This is a genomic window from Marinospirillum celere (assembly GCF_900112235.1).
GTDB classification, from domain to species: domain Bacteria; phylum Pseudomonadota; class Gammaproteobacteria; order Pseudomonadales; family Halomonadaceae; genus Marinospirillum; species Marinospirillum celere.
In genome coordinates, this window is sequence record NZ_FOLH01000005.1 from 152,874 (window position 1) to 176,508 (window position 23,635).

A 23,635-nucleotide genomic window follows, 5' to 3' on the forward strand; every position below is an offset into this window, starting at 1 on the left:
ATGTCATTTAAAGAGGTTTTTCTGGGCTGGATTCATCGCTATTTTTCAGATGAAGAAGCCGTTATCTTTGCACTTTTACTGACCGCTTTTTTTGTAGCCCTGTTGTTTTTCGGGGCCATGCTGGCTCCTTTCCTAACTGCTGTTGTTTTTGCCTACCTGCTGCAAGGCCTGGTCACTCAGATGGAGAGGCATAAGGTTCCGCGGTTGCTTTCAGTAGCCTTGGCTTTTTCCTTTTTTATAGGCTTGCTGCTGGCCTTAATTTTCTGGCTCTTTCCCTTGATTTGGAATCAGTTAGTCAGCCTAACCCGCGAATTTCCTTCCATGCTGCGCATGGCTCAGGTCTGGCTGAATGAACTCCATGAAACCCATCCCCAGCTGATTTCTCAACAGCAGGCCGATAATCTGATTAATGATGCGATCAGTGAAATCCGCCAAGTGGGCCATTTTCTGGTTACGGTTTCTCTTTCCAGCATTCCCAGTTTGATTGCCTGGTTGGTTTACCTGATTCTGGTACCGATTCTTGTCCTTTTTATGCTCAAGGATAAAGAAAAGCTGACCGGCTTTATCACTTCCATGATGCCCAGAAAGCGCGCTTTAATGACGCGCATCTGGCATGAAATGGATGTGCAGATTGCCAACTATATTCGCGGCAAGGCGTTGGAAATCATGATCGTTGCCGCAGTCACCTGGGCAACCTTTGCTTGGCTGGGGCTGAATTATGCCGAGCTGCTGGCAATTCTGGTGGGCTTTTCGGTACTGGTGCCCTATATCGGCGCTGCAGTCGTGACTATCCCTGTGGCTTTGATTGCTCTTTTCCAGTTTGGGATTAGCAGCGAGCTGGCCTGGGTATTAGGTGCCTATGCGGTTATTCAGGCTTTGGATGGCAATGTGCTGGTGCCTCTGCTGTTCTCAGAAGCGGTTAACCTACACCCGGTATCCATTATTCTGGCAGTGCTCTTCTTTGGAGGTCTTTGGGGCTTTTGGGGCATCTTCTTCGCCATTCCGCTGGCGACCCTGCTCAAAGCCATCCTCAATGCCTGGCCTAGAGCCCTGCATCCCGACGATGAGTTTGAGCAGCTAAAAGCTAATCCTTCGGAAACTCAAGCATCCGAGTAAGGGGAACCAGGGCTTTCTTGATAAGCTCTGGTGGTACTTGAATTTCATCAGAGCCTGTTTCCAAAGAAGCGATCATCCGTTCCAGACTATTCATCGCCATCCAAGGACAGTGGGCACAACTGCGGCAGGTTGCGCCGTCGCCCGCTGTGGGTGCTTCCAAAAAGCGTTTGTCCGGGTTTTCCTGCTGCATCTTGTAGAAGATGCCCCGGTCAGTGGCAACGATGAAAGTCTCATTGGGCAGTTCACCAGCCGCTTTAAGTAGCTGACTGGTCGAGCCCACCACATCCGCCACTTCAACAACACTGGCTGGCGATTCAGGGTGTACCAGCACGGCAGCTGTTGGGTGAATCTTTTGCAGATCAAGAATACCCTTGGCCTTGAATTCTTCATGGACGATACAGGCACCATCCCAAAGAACCATGTCTGCACCGGTGCTACGGTTAATATAGTCGCCTAGGTGTTTGTCCGGTGCCCAAAGAATTTTTTGGCCCTGATCATGCAGATGCTGCACTACCTTCAAGGCAATACTGGAAGTCACTACCCAGTCTGCTCTAGCTTTGACGGCCGCCGAGGTATTGGCATAAACAACTACGGTATGCTCAGGGTGCTGATCACAAAAAGCACCGAACTCATCAGCCAGACAGCCTAAATCCAGGGAACAGGTTGCTTCCAGGGTAGGCATCAGAACCCGCTTTTCTGGCGAGAGTATCTTGGCCGTTTCGCCCATAAAGCGAACCCCAGCCACAACCAAGGTTTTGGCTGGATGTCTGGCACCAAAGCGGGCCATTTCCAAGGAGTCGCCGACAAAGCCACCCGTCTCCTCTGCCAGGGCCTGGATCACCGGGCTGGTGTAGTAGTGGGCAACGATAACCGCATTCTGCTCGTCTAATAGCTCTTTGACACGCTCTTTAAAACGCGTCTCATCAGCTTCGGAAAGGGTGCCTGCAGGGGTTGCCTTGGCGAGGTGCTCACGCACCAGCAATTGTTCATAAACACTGGTCATGGTAACGGGTATGACTGCCTTTAGAAGTTTATTGGGTGGATGATAGCATAAAAAAAGCAGGCTCTAAGGCCTGCTTACAAGAAGGGGTAAAAGTCTTAGCGTATATAGGCAGGACTCAGACCTATCCCCCAAAGAATAACACTGGTAGCAATCATGCCGACCAAGACCACCAAGCCCACAGTCAAAATGGAAGTGGAAAACATGAAGCCCTGCTCTTCAGGGATATCCATGATTTTGGGTACGCCTGTGTAAAGCAAGTAAACAGTGTAGCTCAGGGCCAGTAGGCCGATAGAAACCACGAACCAAACGTGGGGCCATAAGCCAGCCAAACCGGCCAGCAGTAAAGGTGTTGCTGTGTAGGTGGTTAATGCCATGCAGCGCTCCATACTGGCATCAGCACCATAGGTTTTTTCCATCCAATGAATGATTCTGGCCATCACATAGGTACCGGCCAAAAGGGCGAAATAAAAGGCAATTGCAATCGGTAGTGCGCTGGCGACTGTCAATTTGACATACTCACCCAGCCCGATACTCCAACCCACTTGGGTGGTTCCAAAGAAAAGAGCGATGGGTGCCAGAGCACACATCCAGATCAGATCCTTCGTGTAGTAATCCATTACCGAGTACTTCTCCTGCTTCACTTTCAGCCATTCTTTGCCAGGGTTATAAAAGACACCCCACATATGTTGAATGAACATGGTACACCTCCAGTCGACTTCAGCATCCCTGCTTTCTAGGTTTGAAGTCCAACAGGTTGGCAGCTACTTCTGCCATCGCCCGTTAGATCACTAAACTGGCGTAATGATCCACCAGTAAAAGCAAAAACAGCAGCAATATGTAACGGATTGAGAACCAGAAAGAAGCCAAGGGGGTTGCCAGATCCTTACCTCTCCAAACCTTCCAGTTCCAAAAAAGAAACCTTACATTTAATGCTAGAACACCAGCCAGATAAATCCAGCCGCTCATCCCCGTCACAAAAGGCAGCAGGGTGACGGCAACGGTCAGCCAGGTATACAACCAAACCTGCAAGCGAGCAAAGGCTTCGCCATGAGTCACTGGCAACATGGGCACACCAGCATTGGCATACTCTTCTTGTTTATAAATAGCCAGGGCCCAAAAGTGGGGTGGGGTCCAGGCAAAAATAATCAGCACCAATAAAAGTGCATTGGGATGCAGCTCACCTGTAATGGCCGTCCATCCCAACAGAGGGGGTGCGGCACCGGCGAGACCACCAATGGTGATATTCTGAGGAGTAACCCGCTTCAAAAAACCGGTGTAAACCAGCGCATAGCCAATCAGTGAGCCTAGAGTCAGCCAGGCGGTCAGCGGATTGACCGTGTACCAAAGCAGACTCACCCCAGCAACGGACAACAAGGCTGCATAGATTCCGGCCTGCCAGCTACCCAAGCGGCCTTCTGCTAGAGGACGGCTGGATGTACGCAGCATCATCTTGTCCAGGCGTCGATCTAACAGGTGGTTAAACGCCGCTGCCCCCATAGAGGCCAACCCTATACCCACCAGGCCTAAGACGACCTTATCCAGGGCCGGTAGCGTTGGTGTTGCCAAGGCCATACCCACCAGAGCACAAACCAGCATGACCAACACAACCCTGGGTTTACCCAATTCCCAAAAGTCCTTCCAGGCTGGTAGCTCCCAGGATCTCAACTGGGCTTCATTGGAATTGCGCATTTTCTACCTCCATCAGGGTTACCCGGGGAACTTGCAACTGGCCATAGCCCAATTGCCAACCGGTCATTAACAATATCAACAACAACAAGGCAGCTCCTGCAGTGTGCAGTAGCGCCAAAGATAGGGGCAGCAACCAAATCACGGTGGCTATGCCCAAACCTACTTGAGCAGCGTAAGTCAATATCAAACCTTGCAGCCAGGGACGGGCCTTTCTTTGTTTGGCATAGATTAAAAACAAACCTAGGACACCCAACCCCAGCACCAGAGCACCCAGGCGGTGCGTATAGTGAATGGCGGTTCTGGCCGGCGCATGCAGCTGCCCATGTAGATAATTGGGGCCGACTTCTTGAGTGACATGAAAGCCTTCACTGAAATCCATTTGTTCAGGCCACCACTGTTGGTTACAGGTTGGAAAGCCAGTACAGGCCAAGCCTGCATAGTTACTGGAAGTCCAGCCCCCTAAAGCGACCTGACCTGTTAACAGCACCAGTAGCAACCACCAGAAAGCAGGCGGCTTCCTGGGTTTGAGATCACCACGGGAAAAGGCTTTTAAACGCTGGTATAACCAAAAGAAGAGGCCCAGCACGGTAAAACCGCCAAGCAGGTGCAAGGTCACCACCTGCGGCCAGAGCTTCAGGGTCACTGTCCAGGCCCCAAAAGCACCTTGAATACAAATAGCAATCAGGAGGAAAAAGCTCAGCGCAACCGGGTAGCCCGTCTTTTTTCGCAGCGACCAGGCCAGGCCTGCCAGTACCAGAGCCACCATACCCAGGGCAGTTGCCAGGTAGCGATGAAACATTTCAACCCAGGCTTTAAAGACATCCAAAGGAGCATCAGGAGCAAAAGCCTGGGCCCTTTCGGAATCGGGAACCACCAGGGCTCCATAACAGCCCGGCCAATCCGGGCAGCCCAAGCCAGCATCTACCAAGCGCGTCCAGGCACCCACCAGAACAACGACCAAAGTGAACAGCAAACCAAAACCAGCCAGCCTAAGGGCCCAACGAACTCTTTGTTCGATCATCTGCACTGTCATACTTACCTGCCTTGGTCCTGGTTAATTCTTAGCAAGCGCATCAAATCCCGGTGGATATCGCCAGGTTCAACATCGGCCTGATAAGCCAAAACCACTTGCCCCTGGGGATCAACGATCCATGCTTTACCTGGTTCTACACCCTCAGGAGGCAAGCCCGTCCAAGCTTCGGCTACTTCACCTGGAAGCGCATCATCACCCCCTGCCCGTAAACGAAAGACTCTTTCCGCTTCACGACCCAGAGCACGATGAATGCGCCAGAGCTTGTCAGCCTGCTGATCGCACACAGCCGCACACTCTTGATCGGCAGCCATCACTAGCCACCAGCGGCCATCGGCCTGCCAATCCAAAGGCCATTCTGCTAAAGGGGGAAGCTCAGGTAAGAGGTCACCCTTGGCGGTCTGCTGTTCGGGAATTCCGACTTTGAATAAATGCATGCTCCAGGAAGCCATAACGGGTGCTGCCATTAAGATCATCAGCAGTAACAGCTTGATCCGATTGCTCATACTTTCTTTTCTCCAAACCAGCGTCTATGCCCTATAACTGCCATGACCAAAGCCAAACTTGCCAACAACAACCACTGCACCGCATAACCCTGATGACGCTCAACGGGCATTTGGTTAGGCTTCCACCAGCTACGCAACTTGCCTTCACCTTCAAGCTGGTGGACCACCCCAGCAAAGCTGCTGCCTGGCAGGTCTGCCCAGGGCTCAAGGCTGATTGACTGGAGACGATCACCTTCCCGGTTATCGCCAAAAACCAGCGCCTGGCCTTGCAGTTGTTGCCAACGTCCTTCAATTTCAACCTGACCTGCAGGTGTTTCTATCGAAGGCAGGTAGCTGCGATCCACCGGAGTGGGCTCAAATCCTCTTTGCACCAGCCACCAGCGTCCGGTTTCAGTAACCAGAGGCGTCAGTGCAGCCACCCCGAGCTGTCCATCCAGTATCCGGTTATCCAGCCAGAGAGTGCGTTCAGCCAAAAACTCACCTTCAAGAACGAGTAAAGAGTGTGGCTCAGGCTCAACTTGTGGATTGGTGGTTTGACTCACTTCAGCCAAACGTTCTTCCAAATCCTGCTTTTCGGCTGCTCTTTGCCACTGCCAATTCGACAGCAGCAACCCCAAGGCCATCAGCGCCAGCCAGAAAACCCACCAAATAAACAGGGACTTCCCAGACTTGACTCTTGCTGCGTCTTGCTTTGAACTGCCACCAGGCTTTCCTTGCACAAGATGACCGGAGTCAACCATGTTTAAAGTCCTTATTGCTGTTGTATTTATTGGTATCCTGATCAGCCTGGCCGCAGGTGCCGGCTTTTTAATTAAAGATCAAAGCCGGTCCACCCGCCTCCTTACTTCCCTGAAAGCACGTGTCTTCCTGACCACCCTACTGGTTTTACTACTTGTCTATGGTTTCACTCAGGGCCAGCTAGGCACTTAAAACACGTAAACAAACAGGAAAAGGCCTATCCAGACCACATCCACAAAGTGCCAGTACCAAGCGGAGGCTTCAAAAGCAAAATGCTGATCTGGAGTGAAATGGCCTTTGAGTACACGGACCAACATAACCGCCAAGATAATTAGGCCAATAGTGACGTGGACTCCATGGAAGCCGGTCAGCAAAAAGAAGGTTGCTCCGTAGATACCGGCCTGCAAGGTCAAACCTAACTCTGTCCAAGCATGGACATACTCGATGCCCTGAATAACCAAAAACACCCCACCCAAAACCAGAGTAGCCACCAACCAGTTAATCAGCTTTTTCCGATCCTGATGTTTGAGTGCATGGTGAGCAAAAGTCAGAGTAATACTGGAGGCAACCAGCAACAGGGTGTTGATCAGCGGCAGTGTCCAGGGGTTGACTATCGCATCTGGTCCACCAATGGAAGGGTCTGGCGTGGTCATTAATGGCCAGGTGGCTACAAAGTCAGGCCAGAGAAGTGCCGTGACGCCCTTGGCACCCTCCCCATCCAGCCAGGGCAGTGCAAAGACACGGATATAGAACAGCGTGCCGAAAAAGGCCGCAAAGAACATCACTTCAGAGAAGATAAACCAAGCCATCCCCTGCCGAAATGAACGATCCATTTGGGCATCATAAAGGCCAGCCTGGGATTCTTTGAAAACATCCATAAACCAGCCATACATCACCCAAAGAGTGCCCACAAAGCCGATTAGGAAAGGAATCAGGCCAGAACCTGAAGTCATCAGCATCCCTGCACCTACCGCCAGGAAACCGAGGAAAATCACTGAAATAATTGGCCACTTGCTGGTGGCGGGTACGTAATAACTACTAGTGCTCATAAGTACCTCCGAGAACCGGACCCTGCGGATAGAGGGTGTAGGCCAGGGTTAGCTTATTCACACCCTGGGGGAGTTGAGGGTCTATCTGAAAAACAAGAGGCATTTCCATACGCTCGCCCGCTTCCAACCATTGTTCCTGGAAGCAGAAGCACTCCATCTTGCGGAAATGCCGCGCCCCTTCAGAAGGACTGACACTAGGCACAGCCCGACCCGAGGTTTTTTCCAACCCTGTATTCATAAAGGTAAAGCGGGCCAAGGCCACCTCACCCGGATGCACCCAGATCGTGTGAGTTTCCGAAGCCAGACGCCAGGGAAGTCCTGCGCTGGTTCGGGTGACAAACTGGACTTCTATCTTCCGAGAAGTATCCACATCACCACCGGCAACTACTTGAGCGGTATCCGAGGTTTTGCCATTCAGTCCAGTTACTTCACAAAACACATCGTAAAGAGGCACCAGAGCAATGGTGAAGCCAACCATTAGCACCAAAGCCAGCAGCGTACGCCGAATTGTACGCGCGACCCCCTGCTGCCTTTCTCTTTGTTGTGCATTCATACTTGCCTCCTACCTTCAGTGACGCGAAGGAGAATCCCGTTCAGGGATAAATTCGGGTGGAGTATCAAAAGTATGCAAGGGAGCAGGACTGGGCAGTTGCCATTCCAAACCTTCTGCACCTTCCCAGGCTTGTGCAGGTGCTTTCTCGCCTTTTTTGCGAATACAAAGCACGATCACTGCAACAAACAGCAACTGCGAAATACCGAACAGGAAGCCACCAATGGATGACAACATATTGAAGTCGGCAAATTGCAGCGCATAGTCAGGAATACGCCGAGGCATACCGGCCAGACCCGAGAAGTGCATCGGGAAGAAGGTCAGGTTGACACCGATAACCGACAGCCAGAAGTGTGCTAGGCCCAGTTTCACATTGGGATAGACCCCCGACCACTTGGGCAACCAGTAGTAGGCCGCAGCCAAAATGGCAAAAACAGCACCCGGCACCAGTACATAGTGGAAGTGAGCCACCACAAAGTAGGTGTCATGGTACTGGAAGTCCACCGGAGCTATCGCCAGCATAACCCCAGACAAACCACCAATCGTGAACTGCACGATAAAGGCCAGAGAAAAGAGCATCGGCAGCTCAAAACTGATCGAACCGCGAAACAAAGTAGCAATCCAGTTAAAGACTTTCACCCCTGTTGGCACAGCAATCAGCATGGTCGAGTACATGAAGAACAGCTGAGCCGTCAGCGGCAAGCCAACTGTAAACATATGGTGCGCCCAAACCACAAAGGACAGCAGCGCTATGGATGCCGTGGCATAAACCATAGACGCATAACCAAAGAGTCGCTTGCGTGCGAAGGTAGGCACTATCGCTGAAACGATACCAAATGCAGGCAAAATCATGATGTAGACTTCAGGGTGCCCAAAGAACCAGAACAAATGTTGGAAGAGCACCGGGTCGCCCCCACCAGCCGCATCAAAGAAGCTAGTTCCAAAATTGATATCCAGCAGCATCATGGTGATCACCCCGGCCAATACCGGCATCACAGCAATCAGCAGGAAGGCAGTAATCAACCAGGTCCATACAAACAGCGGCATATCCATCAGGCGCATGTTGGGAGTACGCAGATTCAGGATGGTGGCAATGATATTGATTGCACCCAGAATCGAGCTAATACCCGCCAGATGCATGGCCAGAATAAAGAAGCTGGTTGAAGGAGGGCCATAGGTGGTGGAAAGCGGGGCATAGAAGGTCCAGCCAAAATTGGGGCCGCCCCCTTCCATAAAGAGAGTCGACAGCAAAATGGTGAAGGACACCGGCAGCAACCAAAAACTGAAATTGTTCAGTCGTGGCAAAGCCATATCAGGCGCACCGATTTGCACCGGAATCAACCAGTTCGCCAAGCCAACAAAGGCTGGCATGATGGCCCCAAAAACCATAATCAGGCCGTGCATGGTGGTCATCTGGTTAAAGAATTCCGGCACAACAAAAGTCATGCCGGGCTGAAAAAGCTCGGCCCTGACGATCAGCGCCATGGTGCCGCCGATGAAAAACATCAGCAGCGCAAACAGCATATAAAGAGTGCCGATTTCTTTATGATTAGTGGTTAGCAACCAACGGAGTAGCCCTGTGGGTTGTTCGTGGTGATGACCCCCTTGATCAACTGCTGAGCCACCTGCTGCGGTATCCGATATCGCCTGATGCTTGTCAGGACGGGGAGGTAATTCAGGAACCATGATCTTTCTCCTAGTCGTCGCTCAGCATTTCACTGATTTCTGAAGGTTGCACCCGATCTCCGGCATCATTCCCCCAAGCATTACGCTCGTAGGTGATAACCGCTGCAATGTCTGCGACCGAAAGGGTGCCGCTGTAAGCCGGCATAGAGGTACCGGAGCGACCATAGAGAACGGCATCAATGTGTGCATCCCGTCCTTCTTCCGTGATCATCATTGGATTGTTTTTCAGTGCCGGGAAAGCAGGCGGCATACCTGAACCATCCGCCTGGTGACAAGCCGCACAGTAGGTGTTGTAAACGCCTTTTCCTCGATCCATCAGTTCATCCATCGTCCATTCACGCTGACTACCGGCTGCATCTTCAGCAAGCATTTGACGCTGCTCTTCCAGCCATTCGTCATAGGTTTCCTGGGAAACAGCGCGTACTTCGATGGGCATGTAAGCATGGTCACGCCCACAAAGCTCAGCACACTGACCGCGATAAGTGCCTGGCTCATCGATAATGGTCCACGACTCATTGATAAAACCAGGAATGGTATCCTTTTTGATGGCTAAGTCAGGCACCCACCAAGCGTGGATGACATCATTAGAGGTAAACAGGAAGCGAATTTTTTTGCCTACCGGAACAACCAGAGGGTTGTCCACTTCCAGCAGATAAAAATCACCCTTGTCTTCCTCGCCAAGAATCTGGCTTCGAGGGGTTCCCAGATTACTGAAGAAGCTTAGGTCTTCTTCCACATACTGGTAGTGCCAGCGCCATTGGTAGCCAGTCACCAGAATGTCGATATCGGCATCACTGGTGTCATAGATTTTCTTGAGGGTTGCTGTTGCCGGTATAGCCATGGCAATCAGAATCAATAGAGGAACAGCCGTCCAGATCACTTCCACAGTAGTATTTTCATGGAAGTTAGCAGGCTTAGCGCCCTTGGACTTGCGATAGGCGAAAAGTGACCAAAACATCACACCAAAAACCACGACTGCAATAGCCACACAGATCCAGAAAATGATCATGTGCAGACTAAAGATTTCTTGGCTTATTGAAGTGACGCCTGGGGGAAGGTTCCAACCCGATGAGGTATTGATAGCAGCAGCCTGAACCTGGCTTGCAAAAATTACGCACAAAACCAGCAGCCACCGCCCAAAAGGCAGGAGTGAGTGCATCGCTTTCTCCATTTTATTGTCGTTGTTTTTTAATGGAGTATAGGCAGAGTTCCCTAAATGGTAAGAACTTTTTGTAACAGTCCGTAAATTACAATGATCAATGTCAAGCAAATTTTCTTTAGCTGGCAGCCCAACGAGCAACGCTGGCAACCACTAGAACAAACACCAAGGTCATCACCACCCCGGTTACAATAAAGGGCCAGGGTGATCGGCTCTGAAAGTCTTGTTGGCGATTTTTTTCTGACTGCACACCCAGGAAAGCAGCGAGCACTGACTTAATTACTTGTAGCATGAAAAGACCTCTGCCAGATTAGTTACCTGCAGTGTGGCAACAACTGCTGCAAACGGCCACCAGAAACAAAAAAGGCTGCCCCGAAGGACAGCCTTTTTTTTAAAATCTGGTGGGTTGTGCAGGATTCGAACCTGCGACCAATTGATTAAAAGTCAACTGCTCTACCAACTGAGCTAACAACCCTAATAGAGGTGCGTGTGGTGGGTCGTGCAGGATTCGAACCTGCGACCAATTGATTAAAAGTCAACTGCTCTACCAACTGAGCTAACGACCCCTTAACGCGGCGCATATAATAGCTTTTTTTCGGCTGCTTGCAACCCCCGAAGGCCAAAAAAACCGGATTATTTGTGCCTTCGGCCAATCGCATGAACTGGTTTACGGCCTTTCGAGCCCTTGCGACTCACTGCCGGTGGCGCTATTGACTTAGGCTGCAAGCCCGCGAGAGATGAAAGCTGGTCTGTTTCTACTTGAGTTAGTTCGATCCATTCACCCATTTTGGTGCGCTTATCCAAGCAAATATTACCGTAGCGAACCCGCTTCAAGCGACTGACGGTCACCCCTTGCGACTCCCAAAGCCTTCTAACTTCGCGGTTGCGGCCTTCAGTAATCACAACGTGATACCAGGTATTGATTCCTTCACCACCAACCAGCTGAATTGCAGTAAAGCGGGCCAAGCCATCTTCCAGCATGACGCCCTCCTGCATGGCTTTAAGCATTTCTTCGGTCACCTCACCCATCACCCGGACTGCATATTCACGCTCCAGTTGATGGGAAGGATGCATTAACCTGTTAGCCAGCTCACCGTCATTGGTAAACAACAGCAAACCACTGGTATTGATATCCAAACGGCCTATGGCAACCCAGCGCTCACCCTTGAGGCGTGGCAAGTGGTCAAAGACTGTGCGTCTGCCTTCAGGGTCTTTACGGGTTACCAGCTCACCTTCTGGCTTGTTGTACATGATGATGCGACGCGGCAGCTCGTCTTCAGCCTGTATTTTAACGGGCCGTCCACGCACGTTGATTTGGTCCTGAACTGCAACTCGGTCACCCAGGGTGGCGATCTTGCCATTCACCTTGACCAGACCAGCTTCTATAACAGCTTCCATTTCTCTTCTGGATCCCAAGCCGGCACGGGCCAGGACCTTTTGTAGCTTTTCAGTTTTATCGGCATCTTGTATTACTGGGGTGGACTGCTGTTTTTTCATCGGTGTTCACACACGGTTAGGGGAAATTGATGTTATGAAGTACTTTCGGAGCCATCTGGCTTTTCAGGTTCTTCTTTGGAGTCTGAAAAACGCTCTGCCAGATCCGCGAAAGTCAGTTTACTGACTTCAGGTAATTCAGCACTGAGAAGATCAGCGGTCGTCAGCTCTTGATCAGCATCTTGCTCATTATCGTCTTCAGATAGATCCAGCAAGGGCGAAACCGGTGCTTTGTCCAGTTCATCCTGCCATTCCTGTTCATTACTTGCTGCCAGTTCACGAATCTCATCCAGCGGTGGCAGATCATTCAAGCTCTTGAGATTAAAGTAGTCCAAAAACTGCCGTGTTGTCGCATAAAGTGCGGGGCGTCCCGGTACTTCCCGGTGACCCACAACACGTATCCATTCACGGTCTTCAAGAGTGCGTATAATTTGTGAGCTAACGCTTACCCCGCGTACCTCTTCAATTTCGCCTCGGGTCACTGGTTGCCGATAAGCAACCAAAGCCAGGGTTTCCAAGAGGGCACGTGAATAACGGGGTGGCTTTTCTTCCCATAAGCGGCTGACCCAGGGCGCATAATCTGCCCGAATCTGGTAGCGCCAGCCACTGGCCAATTCAACCAGTTCCTGGCTGCTTGCCGCCGCTTCTTCTTGCAACTGCTGTAAAGCCGTGCGCAGATCTTCACGGCTTGGCCTTTCTGCCTCCGCAAACAAGGCCAGCAGACGATCCTGGCTCAAAGGTTCTCGAGCAGCCAGTAACAGGGCTTGAAGAATTCTGGGTAGCTGTTCTTCACTAAGGGGGCTCATACTTCTTCCAGGGCTCCATCAGCAAAGGCGTCCTGCCCTTGCTTGAGGCGGACATAAATCGGTGAAAAAAGACGGGTCTGAACCAACTCTATCAACTGTTCTTTGACCAATTCAAGCAACGCCATAAAGGTCACGACCACCCCTGGTCGACCTTCACTCAAATCAAAGAGGGTATCAAAGATTTGGTAGGCTTCCCCTTCTTGCAGGCTGTCCATTACCGCCGACATCCGCTCACGGGTCGACAGGGGTTCTCTTTCAATATGGTGGTGGGCAACCAGGTCGGCTTGTTTCAGCAAGCGGCCAAAGGCTTTGAGCAGCTCATCCAGCTCCACTTCCGGGTAGGCTTGATGAATTTCCAGCTGTGGCCTTTCCGGACTGGAGGGGAAAAGATCTCTATCCTGACGTGGCAGGGCTTCCAAGCGTTCGGCAGCTGTCTTGAACTGTTCATATTCAAGTAGGCGTCTTATCAGTTGCGCACGCGGATCTTCATCGTCTTCATCATCTTCAATACCGGGTGGGCGTGGCAGTAGGCTACGTGACTTAATTTCGGCAAGCATAGCTGCCATAACCAAATATTCACCAGCCAACTCGATTTGCAGTTCCTGCATCACATCCAGATAACCCATGTACTGCTGGGTGATCTCGGCAACATTGATGGTCAGGATATCCAGGTTATGCTTGCGAATCAGGTAAAGCAGTAAATCCAAAGGCCCTTCAAAGGTTTCCAAAAAAACCTTGAGGGCTTCGGGCGGAATAAATAAATCCTGCGGCAACTCGGTATAGGGCTTGCCCTCTACCGTAGCCAGGAGTTCAGTATTCGCCAGGGGTTGATTCATGCCTTCCTAGCCAACCCGAAAGGGTGAGGTATCACCGCGGCCTTCGCGGGTGATTTCCGGCAGACCCGTGCGCAGATCAACCACCGTTGTGGGATCTATCGAGCAGGCACCTCCGTCGATAACCAGGTCAACCAGCTTGCCGATGCGCTCACGAATATCATCCGCTTCATGCATGGGCAGCTCCTCATTGGGCAGGATCAGGGTCACGCTCATTAAAGGTGCACCCAGTTCTTCCAGCAGCGCTCGCGTCAGCACATGATCAGGCACCCTCAGACCAATTGCCCGTCGCTTGGGGTGTAGCAGAAGCCGGGGCACTTCACTGGTCGCATTCAAAATAAAGGTGTAGGGGCCAGGCGTGGTATTTTTGAGCATTCGAAAAACCGTATTATCAACCTTGGCATAGGTGGATAACTCAGATAAGTCTGCGCAAACCAGGGTAAAGTTGTGCTTGTCATCCAACTGACGTATTGCCTTGATGCGCTCCACGGCTTTTTTTTCTGCCAGGCAGCACCCCAGGGCATAAGCTGAGTCGGTTGGATAAGCAATAACACCGCCAGAGCGCAAAATATCTACAGCCTGTTTAATCAGACGGTTTTGGGGGTTTTCCGGGTGTATTTCAAAATACTGGCTCATAACTATCCTCTAGTCGTTTCAGGCCAACAGCTGGCTCAAAGGCCGGCAGGCTGCTGGCAGAGCTGCAAAATTTCCTGGTGCAGGGCAAGCCGGGCCAGGGGCATGAAAATCACTCCCCCAACTGAGTTTTAAACCTAACTCTTCGGCCAGTTTCAATAAACTGGCCGTTTGGGCAACATCCTGGCGGCCGCTGACTAATTCCATCGCCTGGCCACCAGCGGCAGCAAAGGCCTTGATGAGCCGCACCCGCTTGCTGCGCGTTAATTTGTAGCGTAGTGGATGAGCAAGAATACAAAAAGCTTCAGTTGCCAACAAATCCTCTAGGGCTGCATCCATTTCCAACCAATGACTTTTGACGTCACCAATTTTACCTGCACCGAGGAACTTGCGAAAAGCTTGACCATGATTTTTAACATGACCCTGTTCAACCAGCACCTGGGCAAAGTGGGGCCGGCCAGGTACCCGGCCACCGGCTTTTTCAACAATCTCGTCCAGGGTCAGCGGAATTCCGGCCCTAGCCAGCTTTTCAAGGATTCGCTTAGCTCTTTGCCAGCGGTTTTGTTCCTGAACAGCAGCCAATTCCTGGGCTGAAGCCGTCACACCTTGCGGCCAAAGGGCAACCAGATGGATCGTCATGCCCTGCCAATTACAGGAAAATTCCATGCCTTCAATTAGGGTGAGATTCAATTCTTGTGCGGCAAGTCTGGCTTCCGACAAACCAGCAAAGGTATCATGATCGGTCAGGGCCAGCTCCCTGATCCCCTGTTCAGCCGCCAAGTGCATCACGGCCGCAGGCGGTAAGGCACCGTCTGATGCTGTTGAATGCAGGTGATAATCACACTGATGACTGAGTGGAAACATTAACGAGGTAACCGCTGTAAGCTAAGAATCTTTTCAGCGGTCAGACTAACATTTTTGCTGCTGTTCGGCTCCTTATTTCTGCAACCCCCTGGTAAACACAACTGGAGATTTTGAATGCTATTCGCCCTTATTTGTGAAGACAAACCCGGAACCCTGGAAGCACGTATGCAAGCCCGCCCCGAACATCTGGCGCGCCTGGAAGTCTTGCGTGATGAAGGCAGACTGCTACTGGCTGGCCCTCACCCTGCCATTGAGAGCGAAAACCCTGGTGATGCCGGTTTCACTGGCAGTCTGGTGGTTGCAGAATTTGAAAGTCAGGCTGCAGCTCAGCAGTGGGCAGATGCTGACCCCTATATCGCAGCCGGTGTCTATGCCAAGGTAACGATTAAGCCGTTCAAGAAAGTGCTTCCCTAATGTCTGCAAGACCTGCATTCAACCAACCACAAACCCTGGAAACAGCTCAACTGGTCTGGCAGGAAGCTACACCTGTTGCCGGTGCTTTTGATGATGTTTATTTTTCCAGGGATCAGGGCCCCGAAGAAACCCGCTATGTTTTTCTGGAACAGAATGACTTGCCCCAACGCTGGGCCAACTGGCAACAACCACGCGCCTTTGTGGTTGGGGAAACAGGATTTGGAACTGGGCTCAACCTATTGGTTGCCATGCAGGTTTTTCTGGAAACAGCCCCTCAAGAAGCTCGGCTGCACTGGATCAGCACTGAGCTTTTCCCACTCAACAATGACGATCTGGCCCAGGCGCATCAACACTGGCCTGCCCTGGCCGAGTTTGCAACCAGCCTGCAAGCTCAGTATCCCCTGCCTATTTCCGGCTTCCATCGCTTGCATTTGCATCCCCGCATCACCCTGGACTTGCTTTTGGGGGATGCTGCCAGCAATTTGGCTGGGCTTAAAGGCAAGGTTGATGCCTGGTGCCTGGATGGCTTTGCACCCAGTAAAAACCCCGACATGTGGACACCTGAACTCTTTGCAGCTCTAGCCAGAGCCAGCCATCCACAAACCACTTTTGCCACCTTTACTTCAGCCGGGCTTGTTAAACGCGGTATGGAAACAGCAGGCTTTAAAATTGAAAAGGTTGCCGGCTTTGGACGTAAACGGGAGATGCTCCGCGGCCACTACCCAGGCCCTAGCCATACCCAAGCTTCTGCACCCTGGTATGAACTGACAAGCTCACAGGTGCCAGTCAAAAGAGTTGCGGTCGTTGGCGGTGGGCTTTCTGGTCTCGCCACGGCTGAAGCTTTAATCAGACGCGGGCTAAAGGTTGATCTTTATGAAGCAGAGCAACCCGGCAACGGCGGTTCCGGGAATCGGCAGGGTGTGCTCTACATTAAGCTGGCCATAGACACCACGCTAGCAAGCCGCTTTTATTTGGCCGGGCTGGAATACAGCCGTCGCTGGCTGCAACGCCTGGACCCCTACCAGAAATTCTGGAAGTTTTGCGGTGTGCTGCAATTGGCTTTGGATGCCAAAGAAGCCTCTCGGCAAAGCCGTTTTCTGACCAAGCAGCAACTCCCCTATGATCTTGTCAAACCCGTGGATCAGGCGGAAGCCAGTCTTCTCGCTGGCACCCCCACTGCGGCGGGCGGACTTTTCTACCCCAGAGCAGGCTGGGTTAAACCCGGTGATCTCTGCCGATATCTTGCCGAGACTCTGGAAGGCTTAGAAGTGCACACTCAAAGTCCGGTTGAGTCCTTAAAACAGCAGGCGCAGGGCTGGGAAGTCATCACTTCGCAAGGCAGCCAGGCGTATGACACTGTCATTTTGGCGGCAGCTCAGGCAACGCAACAACTAACGCCAACCCAGTGGTTGCCCACCAAAGCTATTCGCGGCCAGGTTTCTCATCTTCCACTTGAACCCCAGTCAGCCCAGCTGCCTACCACTGTGGTCTGTGCAGGCGGCTATGTCAGCCCTCCACTGGAAGGCAAGCTCTGTTTTGGTGCAAGTTTTAATCTGCGTTGCGATGATCCCACTCTCCGCCTTCAGGATCATCAAAGTAACTGGGAAGAATTAACGGCCAGCCTGCCCGATTTAAATCAGCAGTTGGCTAGTAAGCAGCCAAATTTGGCTGAACTTGAAGGTCGCGTTGCTTTTCGGTGCACAAGCCCGGATTACCTGCCGCTGGTCGGTCCGGCACCTGATCCGAATAGCTGGGAAGAAGACTATGCCCAATTAAAGAGCAATGCACTTTGGACCGCTACTGTGCAGGCACACAATCTTCCAGGGCTTTGGCTTAACCTGGGGCAAGGTTCACGGGGATTGGCCAGCATTCCTCTGGCGTCAGAGTTACTGGCCAGTCAAATTTGTGGTGAACCAGCCCCGCTTGAAGTGGAGCTGGTCGAAGCCCTGCATCCGGGCCGCTTTATTATCAGGAATTTAAAGCGTTCCTCAGCCAATTAGTGGCTGTAGTGGGACAGAAGCACCCAAATCAGGTCCCCACCAGGAGTAACTTCAAACTCATAGAGCGCCTGGCCTTGTGTTTGTCCATCGGAAAAGCTGGCCAGAACCCAGCGATGACTAAGTAGCTCAGTTTCTTCCTGTATAAACTGCATATTGCCACCAGTCATAGAGTCCTGAGGGAGCAGCTCAGTCTGACCCATCAAGTCATTAATCACCTGCTGCTCCGGGTTATCCAAACCTCGCTCCCGCAGGTAGCGGCGATCTTCACTGCTCAAACCAGCAGCAGCACTCGCGGGCATACCACCCTGTTCATCTGTATCCAGATCCTGACTCAGAGGTGCATCCGCCAAATCATCCAGCGCTGCATCTTGATCTTCCCGAGTCATTTCTTCGTCGGTTATTTCTTCTCCGTCAACAGTCAGAGCTTCTTCATCATCACGGCTGCGTCTTGTTTCTGGAGTGGTCTGCATTTCCATCTCTTCAGCTTCTTCATGCAGATCCTGAGTAGAAGGTGTCAAGTCATCCTGCCCTTTAGGCCACAAGAGAACAGCAATAAGTACCAGGAAAACAATCAAGAGTAGCTTGCGTTGGAAAGGCATCGTATCTCCTTAAAGAACGGTCATTTGATGTCTGGGACTCTAAAAACCAGCAACTTGTTCAACAAAAAACGGCCCGAAGGCCGTTTTTATCTTGCTTGATTTCTTACTTTTTCGAACGCTTACGCTCATTTTCTTTAAGCAGCTTCTTACGCATACGCGTGTGCAGCGGCGTCACTTCAACCAGCTCGTCATCATCAATGAATTCCAGAGCCTGTTCCAAGCTGAAGCGAACCGGTGGAACCAGCTGAATGGTTTCATCGTTGCCAGAAGCACGCATATTGTCCAGTTTCTTGGCTTTTGTTGGGTTAACAACCAAGTCATTATCGCGGGCATGAATACCCACGATCATACCTTCATAAACCTCAACACCTGGCTCAACAAACAAACGACCACGATCCTGTAGAGTGGTCAGAGCATAGGCCAAAACCTTACCAGCAGCCATGGACACCAGCACACCATTGATACGGCTGGACATAGCACCTTCGGCCAGAGGACCATAGTGGTCAAAAATACTGGTCAGGATGCCGGAACCTGAAGTCAGGGTCATAAACTGGTTACGGAAACCGATCAGACCGCGTGAAGGGATCACAAAGTCCAGACGGACACGACCTTTACCATCAGGGTTCATGTTGCTCATGATGGCCTTACGCTTGCCCAGTTCTTCCATGATCGCGCCTTGATGCTGCTCTTCAACATCAACGATCAACTCTTCATAAGGCTCTTGCTTGACGCCATCAATTTCACGAATGATAACTTCAGGACGGGAAACACCCAGCTCAAAGCCTTCACGGCGCATGGTTTCAATCAATACCGAAAGATGCAGCTCACCACGACCGGAAACACGGAATTTGTCCGGGCTTTCGGTTTCTTCAACGCGCAGGGCAACGTTGTGGATCAGCTCTTTTTCCAGACGCTCTTTAATGTTGCGGCTGGTCACATACTTGCCTTCTTTACCGGCAAAAGGTGAGTCATTGACCTGGAAAGTCATGGTCACGGTTGGTTCATCGACGGTCAGGGCTGGCAGGGCTTCGGGCGCTTCAGGGTCACAGATGGTGTCTGAGATACTCAGAGGATCAAAGCCGGTCACACAGATGATGTCACCCGCTTCGGCACCTTCAGGGCTCTCGTTGCGCTGCAGACCGTGGTAAGTCATCACCTGACCAACCTTGCCTTTGCGGCTCTTGCCGTCACGATCCACTATCACAACCTGCTGGTTGGGCTTAACGCGACCGCGGGTTACCCGGCCTACACCGATAACACCCACATAGGAATTATAGTCCAGGGCAGAAATCTGCAGTTGCAGAGGGCCTTCGGGATCAACATTCGGTGCAGGCACCAAATCAGTGATCGCTTTAAACAAGGGCGCCATATCTTCAGCCATGTTTTCAGGGTCATCACCGGCAATACCGTTCAGGGCTGAAGCATAGATGATGGGGAAATCCAGTTGCTCATCCGTTGCACCCAGGTTATCAAAGAGGTCAAAAACCTGATCAACAACCCAGTCAGGGCGTGAACCAGGTCGGTCAACCTTGTTGATCACCACGATAGGCTTAAGGCCACGGGCAAAGGCTTTTTGGGTCACGAAACGCGTTTGAGGCATAGGGCCATCCATCGCATCCACCAGTAGGAGGACGGAATCGACCATGGACATGACCCGCTCGACCTCACCACCAAAGTCGGCGTGGCCCGGCGTGTCAATGATGTTAATACGGTAGCCTTCCCAATCAATGGCAGTATTCTTGGCAAGAATGGTAATACCGCGCTCTTTCTCCTGATCATTGGAATCCATGACCCGCTCGGATTCGGCATCACGGCGATCCAGGGTTCCAGATTGCTTCAGAAGCTTGTCTACCAGGGTGGTCTTACCATGGTCAACGTGGGCGATAATGGCGATGTTACGTAGTTTTTCAATCACTAGCTGCTCCCCGGTCAAGCCGGAAGTTGGTCAGATACCAGGCAGCCAGAATAAACTCGAACTTCATTTGGCCTACCTGAAAAAAGGGCGCGACAGTATAACCCCTGAAAGGTGACAGGAATAGCTTTTTGATGATTGGATGCATTTCAGTGCAACGCATCATTATGGAGCATCATATTGGTGCACACTCTCAGCCCTTGCATCATTCGGGTGCATTAAAGGTTTCATTTTTACATTTTTTGCTTCATTGTGAAGCCTGCCAGGATCGAGTGCATCAGAGATAATGCGCTTTGCAGCTTTTTTGCTTAGTTTTGGCACAGGGCTTGCTTACTATCTTACTAGAACACCAACATCCTTTTTTGAACCAACGCCAATCAACGGAGGCGAAGATGTCAGAGAAAAGCCTGAACCTTATTAAAGAACACGATGTGAAGTGGGTAGACCTGCGCTTCACTGATGCACGCGGCAAGGAACAGCACGTCACCATCCCAGCCAGCTCAATCGATGAGGACTTCTTTGATGGCGGCCAGATGTTTGACGGTTCTTCCGTTGGCGGCTGGAAAGGTATCAATGAGTCAGACATGATTATGCGCCCTGACGATACTTCTGCCGTTCTGGACCCCTTCACTGATGAACCCACGCTAATCCTTCAGTGTGACATCATTGAGCCCAGCACCATGCAGGGTTACGACCGCGATCCCCGCTCTGTAGCCAAGCGTGCCGAAGAATACCTCAAGTCTACGGGTATTGCTGACACCGCTTTTTTCGGTCCTGAGCCCGAATTCTTCATCTTTGATGATGTTAAGTGGAAGCAGGACATGTCCGGTGCTTCTTACGAAATCAACTCTGAAGAAGCAGCCTGGTCTTCTGATGCAACCATCGAAGGCGGCAACATGGGTCACCGTCCTCGCGTTAAAGGCGGCTACTTCCCTGTACCTCCTGTTGACTCTTCGCACGAAATTCGTGGCGCCATGTGTAATGCTATGACTGCCATGGGTCTGAAAGTTGAAGTTCACCACCACGAAGTAGCGACTGCTAACCAGTGTGAAATCGGTGTTGCCTTCAATACTCTGGTCAAAAAAGCGGACGAAGTACAGCGCCTGAAGTACTGCGTACACAATGTTGCCCACGGCTTTGGCAAAACGGCAACCTTCATGCCCAAGCCCCTGGTTGGCGACAACGGCTCAGGTATGCACGTTCACCAGTCTCTGTCCAAAGACGGCAACAACCTCTTTGCTGGCGACAGCTACGGTGGCCTGTCTGAAATGGCACTCTACTACATTGGCGGCATCATCAAGCACGCCAAGGCTCTGAATGCCCTGACCAACAGCTCAACCAACTCTTACAAGCGTCTGGTTCCCGGTTTTGAAGCTCCTGTTATGCTGGCCTACTCAGCGCGCAACCGTTCTGCTTCCATCCGTATTCCTTACGTCAACAGCCCCAAGGCACGTCGCATTGAGACGCGCTTCCCTGATCCTTCAGCCAACCCTTACCTGTGCTTCGCGGCACTGCTGATGGCTGGCCTGGACGGTATTCAGAACAAGATCCACCCTGGCGATGCCATGGACAAGAACTTGTATGACCTGCCTGCCGAAGAAGCAGCCAACGTTCCTCAGGTTGCTAGTAGCTTGACTGAGGCTCTGGAAGCTCTGGACAAAGATCGTGAGTTCCTGACCAAAGGTGGTGTCTTCACTGACGACATGATCGATGGTTACCTGCAGCTCAAGCAGGAAGAAGTGGATCGTCTGAACATGACGACTCACCCTGTTGAGTTTGACATGTATTACTCTGTGTAATAGCCATTACCAGAAACAAAAACCCCGCCACGGCGGGGTTTTTTATGCCAAAAAAAAAAGACCGGACCTATTAAAAGGACCCGGCCTTAAGAGTTGCTACGTCTCCCTAATCTAAAAAAACGATCAGATCATTGGTGGCACCTTACGAAAAGCGGTTTCAAAACGCACCTTGGCAGCTCTTTCTTCAAGCTTCTCAAGGAAATTCTCCTGGGTACGTTCGTGCCATTCAAGTATCTCCAAATAGCGACGAATATTTTTGACATAAACAACAGGCTCATTACCCCGCGCATAACCAAAACGGGTACGGCTATACCAACGACGTTGAGTCAACAGCGGTAAATGTTCAGCAACATCATCCCAGCTGTTGGGATCATAGCCCTGGCCCTGGGTAATCCGCCGTGCATCTTCAAGATGACCATAACCAACATTGTAGGCAGCCAGCGCCATATAGGTGCGATCCGGTCCCTGTATTTGATCCGGCAGACGATTGTAAAGGTGACGCAAATAGCGAGCGCCGCCTTCAATACTTTCATAGGGATCCAGGCGATTGACACCCAATTCACCCGCAGTACGCTGGGTCAACATCATCAGCCCGCGCACACCGGTTGGTGATACCGCATTACGACGCCAGTGGGATTCTTGAAAGCCAACGGCTGCTAAAAGCAACCAATCCAAACCCTGGTCTTCTGCTGCCGCTTTAAAATGATCTTCATAAAGCGGCAAGCGGTTGCGCACATGGCGTAAAAACAGGGGCGCACCCACATACTCCAGGTACTCTTCATGCCGGTAGTAACGCTCGCGCACTTCATCAATGACACCCTGGCGCGAGGCATAAGCAACAAAGCCATCAGCAATGGCATTGAATTGGCTGCCACGTGCTTTGCGCGGCAGCATCCAAACCAAAGAAGAGGTTGCTTCAGCATCAAAAGCAACGCCTACCCGCGGAAAGAAAAAGCGATTGAGATTAAAGTCCTGGGCACTAACCAATGCATAGTCCAGCTCACCATCCTGAACTAGCTTCAAAAGATCAGTAACGGCCAGGTCTTCTGTTTCTTTCCAGCCTAACTCAGGATACTTGGCTTGCTGATTGCGCAGCACTTCAGCCTGTCTTGAGTCAGCCAGAACCGCCAGATCCTTGTCTTCGGCAATATCTTCCCAGGCTCGGGGTCTAAAAGTACCGCGCCGATACACAACCATCAGCGCTGAATCCAACAGAGGCTTAGTTAGGGTGTAGCGTTCTTGCAGTTCTTGAGTGCGCCCTAAGCCACCAGCCACTAAATCCACCTGGCCGGAGTCTAACAAGGATTCCATTTCCTGCTGGTTTTCAACGATAACTGTTTTTAACTCGACACCCAGATGCTCTGCAAAAGAGCGCACTAACTCGTATTCAAAACCAGCATGCCCTTCCCGGTGCTCATAAAAGACTGCCGGACTGCTGCGTAGCGCAACTTTCAAACTGCCTTTTTCAAGCACTTTTTCTAAAGGGTCTACCCGATCACAAGCCGATAGGCCGATCAGGATTACTAAAAAAAGCGGGAGAAACTTGAATTTCATGATTCCTAACTCATCGAAAGCGTTCGATATTTGCTTCTGATTTACCCGGATTGAATTGCCGGACACCTGAGCCCACGAGCTAAAACTCATAGATATCAATCAATTGCCTGTTTGGCTTATTTTTATAGTTAGGTTTCTTATCGTTGACTTATGTAATTCTACCAAACACTGATCAAATAATCGCCAAAAACTGACTAGTTT

The 23,635-nt window shown here is 51.3% G+C and carries 24 protein-coding genes and 2 tRNA genes; 5 read left to right on the forward strand and 21 right to left on the reverse strand.

Going from position 1 to position 23,635, the window contains the following annotated elements; all coding sequences use genetic code 11:
- Window positions 1–1,116, forward strand: a complete 1,116-nt coding sequence (locus BM185_RS12390) for an AI-2E family transporter (protein WP_091964314.1) — start codon at window positions 1–3, stop codon at window positions 1,114–1,116.
- Here the strand turns inward: BM185_RS12390 and nadA are convergent.
- The 6 genes from nadA to BM185_RS12420 form a co-directional block, all read right to left on the reverse strand.
- On the reverse strand, window positions 1,085–2,119 hold the full coding sequence (gene nadA, locus BM185_RS12395) for a quinolinate synthase NadA (protein WP_091964317.1): 1,035 nt from the start codon (window positions 2,117–2,119) through the stop codon (window positions 1,085–1,087). The two genes, BM185_RS12390 and nadA, sit on opposite strands and share 32 nt — an antisense overlap.
- A gap of 95 nt (window positions 2,120–2,214) precedes the next feature.
- The gene (locus BM185_RS12400; protein ID WP_091964320.1) at window positions 2,215–2,817 is read right to left on the reverse strand and encodes a Yip1 family protein; all 603 of its coding nucleotides are present in this window, start codon (window positions 2,815–2,817) and stop codon (window positions 2,215–2,217) included.
- An 82-nt stretch (window positions 2,818–2,899) separates the two neighbouring features.
- Complete coding sequence (gene cyoE, locus BM185_RS12405) at window positions 2,900–3,808, reverse strand: heme o synthase (protein WP_091964322.1); 909 nt, start codon at window positions 3,806–3,808, stop codon at window positions 2,900–2,902.
- Entirely contained in the window at window positions 3,792–4,841 is a 1,050-nt protein-coding gene (locus tag BM185_RS12410) for a COX15/CtaA family protein (protein ID WP_245751763.1), read from the reverse strand. The genes cyoE and BM185_RS12410 overlap by 17 nt, the downstream gene beginning before the upstream one ends.
- Window positions 4,842–4,843: 2 nt before the next feature.
- Entirely contained in the window at window positions 4,844–5,344 is a 501-nt protein-coding gene (locus BM185_RS12415) for a hypothetical protein (RefSeq protein WP_091964324.1), read from the reverse strand.
- The gene (locus BM185_RS12420; RefSeq protein WP_091964326.1) at window positions 5,341–6,084 is read right to left on the reverse strand and encodes an SURF1 family protein; all 744 of its coding nucleotides are present in this window, start codon (window positions 6,082–6,084) and stop codon (window positions 5,341–5,343) included. The genes BM185_RS12415 and BM185_RS12420 overlap by 4 nt, the downstream gene beginning before the upstream one ends.
- Here BM185_RS12420 and BM185_RS12425 point away from each other — a divergent pair.
- Window positions 6,083–6,274: a DUF2909 family protein gene (locus BM185_RS12425; protein WP_091964328.1), complete on the forward strand. Its 192-nt coding sequence runs from the start codon at window positions 6,083–6,085 to the stop codon at window positions 6,272–6,274. The two genes, BM185_RS12420 and BM185_RS12425, sit on opposite strands and share 2 nt — an antisense overlap.
- Here BM185_RS12425 and BM185_RS12430 read toward each other — a convergent pair.
- The 12 genes from BM185_RS12430 to BM185_RS12485 form a co-directional block, all read right to left on the reverse strand.
- Window positions 6,271–7,131, reverse strand: a complete 861-nt coding sequence (locus BM185_RS12430) for a cytochrome c oxidase subunit 3 (protein ID WP_091964330.1) — start codon at window positions 7,129–7,131, stop codon at window positions 6,271–6,273. The genes BM185_RS12425 and BM185_RS12430 overlap by 4 nt on opposite strands.
- A complete protein-coding gene (locus tag BM185_RS12435; RefSeq protein WP_091964332.1) occupies window positions 7,121–7,684 on the reverse strand; it encodes a cytochrome c oxidase assembly protein in 564 nt (187 codons plus the stop codon). The genes BM185_RS12430 and BM185_RS12435 overlap by 11 nt, the downstream gene beginning before the upstream one ends.
- A 15-nt stretch (window positions 7,685–7,699) precedes the next feature.
- Entirely contained in the window at window positions 7,700–9,367 is a 1,668-nt protein-coding gene (ctaD, locus tag BM185_RS12440; RefSeq protein ID WP_091964334.1) for a cytochrome c oxidase subunit I, read from the reverse strand.
- Window positions 9,368–9,377: 10 nt separating this feature from the next.
- Window positions 9,378–10,526, reverse strand: coding sequence for a cytochrome c oxidase subunit II (coxB, locus tag BM185_RS12445; protein ID WP_091964336.1), 1,149 nt, complete (start codon window positions 10,524–10,526; stop codon window positions 9,378–9,380).
- Window positions 10,527–10,644: 118 nt separating this feature from the next.
- A complete protein-coding gene (locus tag BM185_RS12450) occupies window positions 10,645–10,818 on the reverse strand; it encodes a DUF2970 domain-containing protein (RefSeq protein WP_091964338.1) in 174 nt (57 codons plus the stop codon).
- A gap of 107 nt (window positions 10,819–10,925) precedes the next feature.
- Window positions 10,926–11,001: transfer RNA gene (locus tag BM185_RS12455), tRNA-Lys, on the reverse strand.
- Between the two features lie 15 nt (window positions 11,002–11,016).
- Window positions 11,017–11,092 (reverse strand) — tRNA-Lys (locus BM185_RS12460).
- A 67-nt stretch (window positions 11,093–11,159) separates the two neighbouring features.
- On the reverse strand, window positions 11,160–12,023 hold the full coding sequence (gene rluB / locus BM185_RS12465; protein ID WP_091964340.1) for a 23S rRNA pseudouridine(2605) synthase RluB: 864 nt from the start codon (window positions 12,021–12,023) through the stop codon (window positions 11,160–11,162).
- A gap of 32 nt (window positions 12,024–12,055) precedes the next feature.
- Entirely contained in the window at window positions 12,056–12,826 is a 771-nt protein-coding gene (scpB, locus tag BM185_RS12470) for an SMC-Scp complex subunit ScpB (protein ID WP_091964342.1), read from the reverse strand.
- Window positions 12,823–13,662: a segregation and condensation protein A gene (locus tag BM185_RS12475; RefSeq protein ID WP_091964345.1), complete on the reverse strand. Its 840-nt coding sequence runs from the start codon at window positions 13,660–13,662 to the stop codon at window positions 12,823–12,825. The genes scpB and BM185_RS12475 overlap by 4 nt, the downstream gene beginning before the upstream one ends.
- Window positions 13,663–13,668: 6 nt before the next feature.
- Window positions 13,669–14,295, reverse strand: a complete 627-nt coding sequence (locus BM185_RS12480; protein WP_091964348.1) for an L-threonylcarbamoyladenylate synthase — start codon at window positions 14,293–14,295, stop codon at window positions 13,669–13,671.
- Window positions 14,296–14,313: 18 nt separating this feature from the next.
- Window positions 14,314–15,156 carry a PHP domain-containing protein gene (locus BM185_RS12485; RefSeq protein ID WP_091964351.1) on the reverse strand — a complete coding sequence of 281 codons (843 nt, stop codon included), beginning with the start codon at window positions 15,154–15,156 and terminating at the stop codon, window positions 14,314–14,316.
- 114 nt (window positions 15,157–15,270) lie between these two features.
- On the opposite strand from BM185_RS12485, the gene BM185_RS12490 reads away from it, so the two are divergent.
- Together BM185_RS12490 and mnmC are read left to right on the forward strand one after the other, a co-directional pair.
- Window positions 15,271–15,570 (forward strand): YciI family protein, encoded by a 300-nt coding sequence (locus BM185_RS12490; protein WP_091964354.1) that lies wholly within the window; start codon window positions 15,271–15,273, stop codon window positions 15,568–15,570.
- Entirely contained in the window at window positions 15,570–17,570 is a 2,001-nt protein-coding gene (mnmC, locus tag BM185_RS12495) for a bifunctional tRNA (5-methylaminomethyl-2-thiouridine)(34)-methyltransferase MnmC2/FAD-dependent 5-carboxymethylaminomethyl-2-thiouridine(34) oxidoreductase MnmC1 (RefSeq protein ID WP_091964357.1), read from the forward strand. The genes BM185_RS12490 and mnmC overlap by 1 nt, the downstream gene beginning before the upstream one ends.
- On the opposite strand, the gene BM185_RS12500 is transcribed toward mnmC, so the two are convergent.
- Window positions 17,567–18,169: a hypothetical protein gene (locus tag BM185_RS12500; RefSeq protein ID WP_091964360.1), complete on the reverse strand. Its 603-nt coding sequence runs from the start codon at window positions 18,167–18,169 to the stop codon at window positions 17,567–17,569. The genes mnmC and BM185_RS12500 overlap by 4 nt on opposite strands.
- Window positions 18,170–18,272: 103 nt before the next feature.
- Window positions 18,273–20,084, reverse strand: coding sequence for a translational GTPase TypA (gene typA, locus BM185_RS12505; protein WP_091964363.1), 1,812 nt, complete (start codon window positions 20,082–20,084; stop codon window positions 18,273–18,275).
- Window positions 20,085–20,473: 389 nt separating this feature from the next.
- On the opposite strand from typA, the gene glnA reads away from it, so the two are divergent.
- Window positions 20,474–21,880: a glutamate--ammonia ligase gene (gene glnA, locus BM185_RS12510; RefSeq protein WP_091964366.1), complete on the forward strand. Its 1,407-nt coding sequence runs from the start codon at window positions 20,474–20,476 to the stop codon at window positions 21,878–21,880.
- Window positions 21,881–22,003: 123 nt separating this feature from the next.
- Here the strand turns inward: glnA and mltF are convergent, their stop codons facing one another.
- Entirely contained in the window at window positions 22,004–23,434 is a 1,431-nt protein-coding gene (gene mltF / locus BM185_RS12515) for a membrane-bound lytic murein transglycosylase MltF (protein WP_177203558.1), read from the reverse strand.
- Window positions 23,435–23,635 lie beyond the last annotated feature (201 nt).

Coding starts and splice junctions, on each gene's coding strand:
- mnmC (WP_091964357.1), top strand. CDS start 15,570: ATGTCTGCAAGACCTGCATTCAACCAACCACAAACCCTGGAAACAGCT.
- BM185_RS12390 (WP_091964314.1), top strand. CDS start 1: ATGTCATTTAAAGAGGTTTTTCTGGGCTGGATTCATCGCTATTTTTCA.
- cyoE (WP_091964322.1), bottom strand. CDS start 3,808: ATGCGCAATTCCAATGAAGCCCAGTTGAGATCCTGGGAGCTACCAGCC.
- BM185_RS12475 (WP_091964345.1), bottom strand. CDS start 13,662: ATGAATCAACCCCTGGCGAATACTGAACTCCTGGCTACGGTAGAGGGC.
- ctaD (WP_091964334.1), bottom strand. CDS start 9,367: ATGGTTCCTGAATTACCTCCCCGTCCTGACAAGCATCAGGCGATATCG.
- rluB (WP_091964340.1), bottom strand. CDS start 12,023: ATGAAAAAACAGCAGTCCACCCCAGTAATACAAGATGCCGATAAAACT.
- scpB (WP_091964342.1), bottom strand. CDS start 12,826: ATGAGCCCCCTTAGTGAAGAACAGCTACCCAGAATTCTTCAAGCCCTG.
- BM185_RS12480 (WP_091964348.1), bottom strand. CDS start 14,295: ATGAGCCAGTATTTTGAAATACACCCGGAAAACCCCCAAAACCGTCTG.
- BM185_RS12425 (WP_091964328.1), top strand. CDS start 6,083: ATGTTTAAAGTCCTTATTGCTGTTGTATTTATTGGTATCCTGATCAGC.
- BM185_RS12415 (WP_091964324.1), bottom strand. CDS start 5,344: ATGAGCAATCGGATCAAGCTGTTACTGCTGATGATCTTAATGGCAGCA.
- BM185_RS12490 (WP_091964354.1), top strand. CDS start 15,271: ATGCTATTCGCCCTTATTTGTGAAGACAAACCCGGAACCCTGGAAGCA.
- BM185_RS12430 (WP_091964330.1), bottom strand. CDS start 7,131: ATGAGCACTAGTAGTTATTACGTACCCGCCACCAGCAAGTGGCCAATT.
- BM185_RS12485 (WP_091964351.1), bottom strand. CDS start 15,156: ATGTTTCCACTCAGTCATCAGTGTGATTATCACCTGCATTCAACAGCA.
- BM185_RS12400 (WP_091964320.1), bottom strand. CDS start 2,817: ATGTTCATTCAACATATGTGGGGTGTCTTTTATAACCCTGGCAAAGAA.
- BM185_RS12420 (WP_091964326.1), bottom strand. CDS start 6,084: ATGGTTGACTCCGGTCATCTTGTGCAAGGAAAGCCTGGTGGCAGTTCA.
- glnA (WP_091964366.1), top strand. CDS start 20,474: ATGTCAGAGAAAAGCCTGAACCTTATTAAAGAACACGATGTGAAGTGG.
- BM185_RS12450 (WP_091964338.1), bottom strand. CDS start 10,818: ATGCTACAAGTAATTAAGTCAGTGCTCGCTGCTTTCCTGGGTGTGCAG.
- mltF (WP_177203558.1), bottom strand. CDS start 23,434: ATGAAATTCAAGTTTCTCCCGCTTTTTTTAGTAATCCTGATCGGCCTA.
- BM185_RS12435 (WP_091964332.1), bottom strand. CDS start 7,684: ATGAATGCACAACAAAGAGAAAGGCAGCAGGGGGTCGCGCGTACAATT.
- BM185_RS12410 (WP_245751763.1), bottom strand. CDS start 4,841: ATGACAGTGCAGATGATCGAACAAAGAGTTCGTTGGGCCCTTAGGCTG.
- coxB (WP_091964336.1), bottom strand. CDS start 10,526: ATGCACTCACTCCTGCCTTTTGGGCGGTGGCTGCTGGTTTTGTGCGTA.
- BM185_RS12500 (WP_091964360.1), bottom strand. CDS start 18,169: ATGCCTTTCCAACGCAAGCTACTCTTGATTGTTTTCCTGGTACTTATT.
- nadA (WP_091964317.1), bottom strand. CDS start 2,119: ATGACCAGTGTTTATGAACAATTGCTGGTGCGTGAGCACCTCGCCAAG.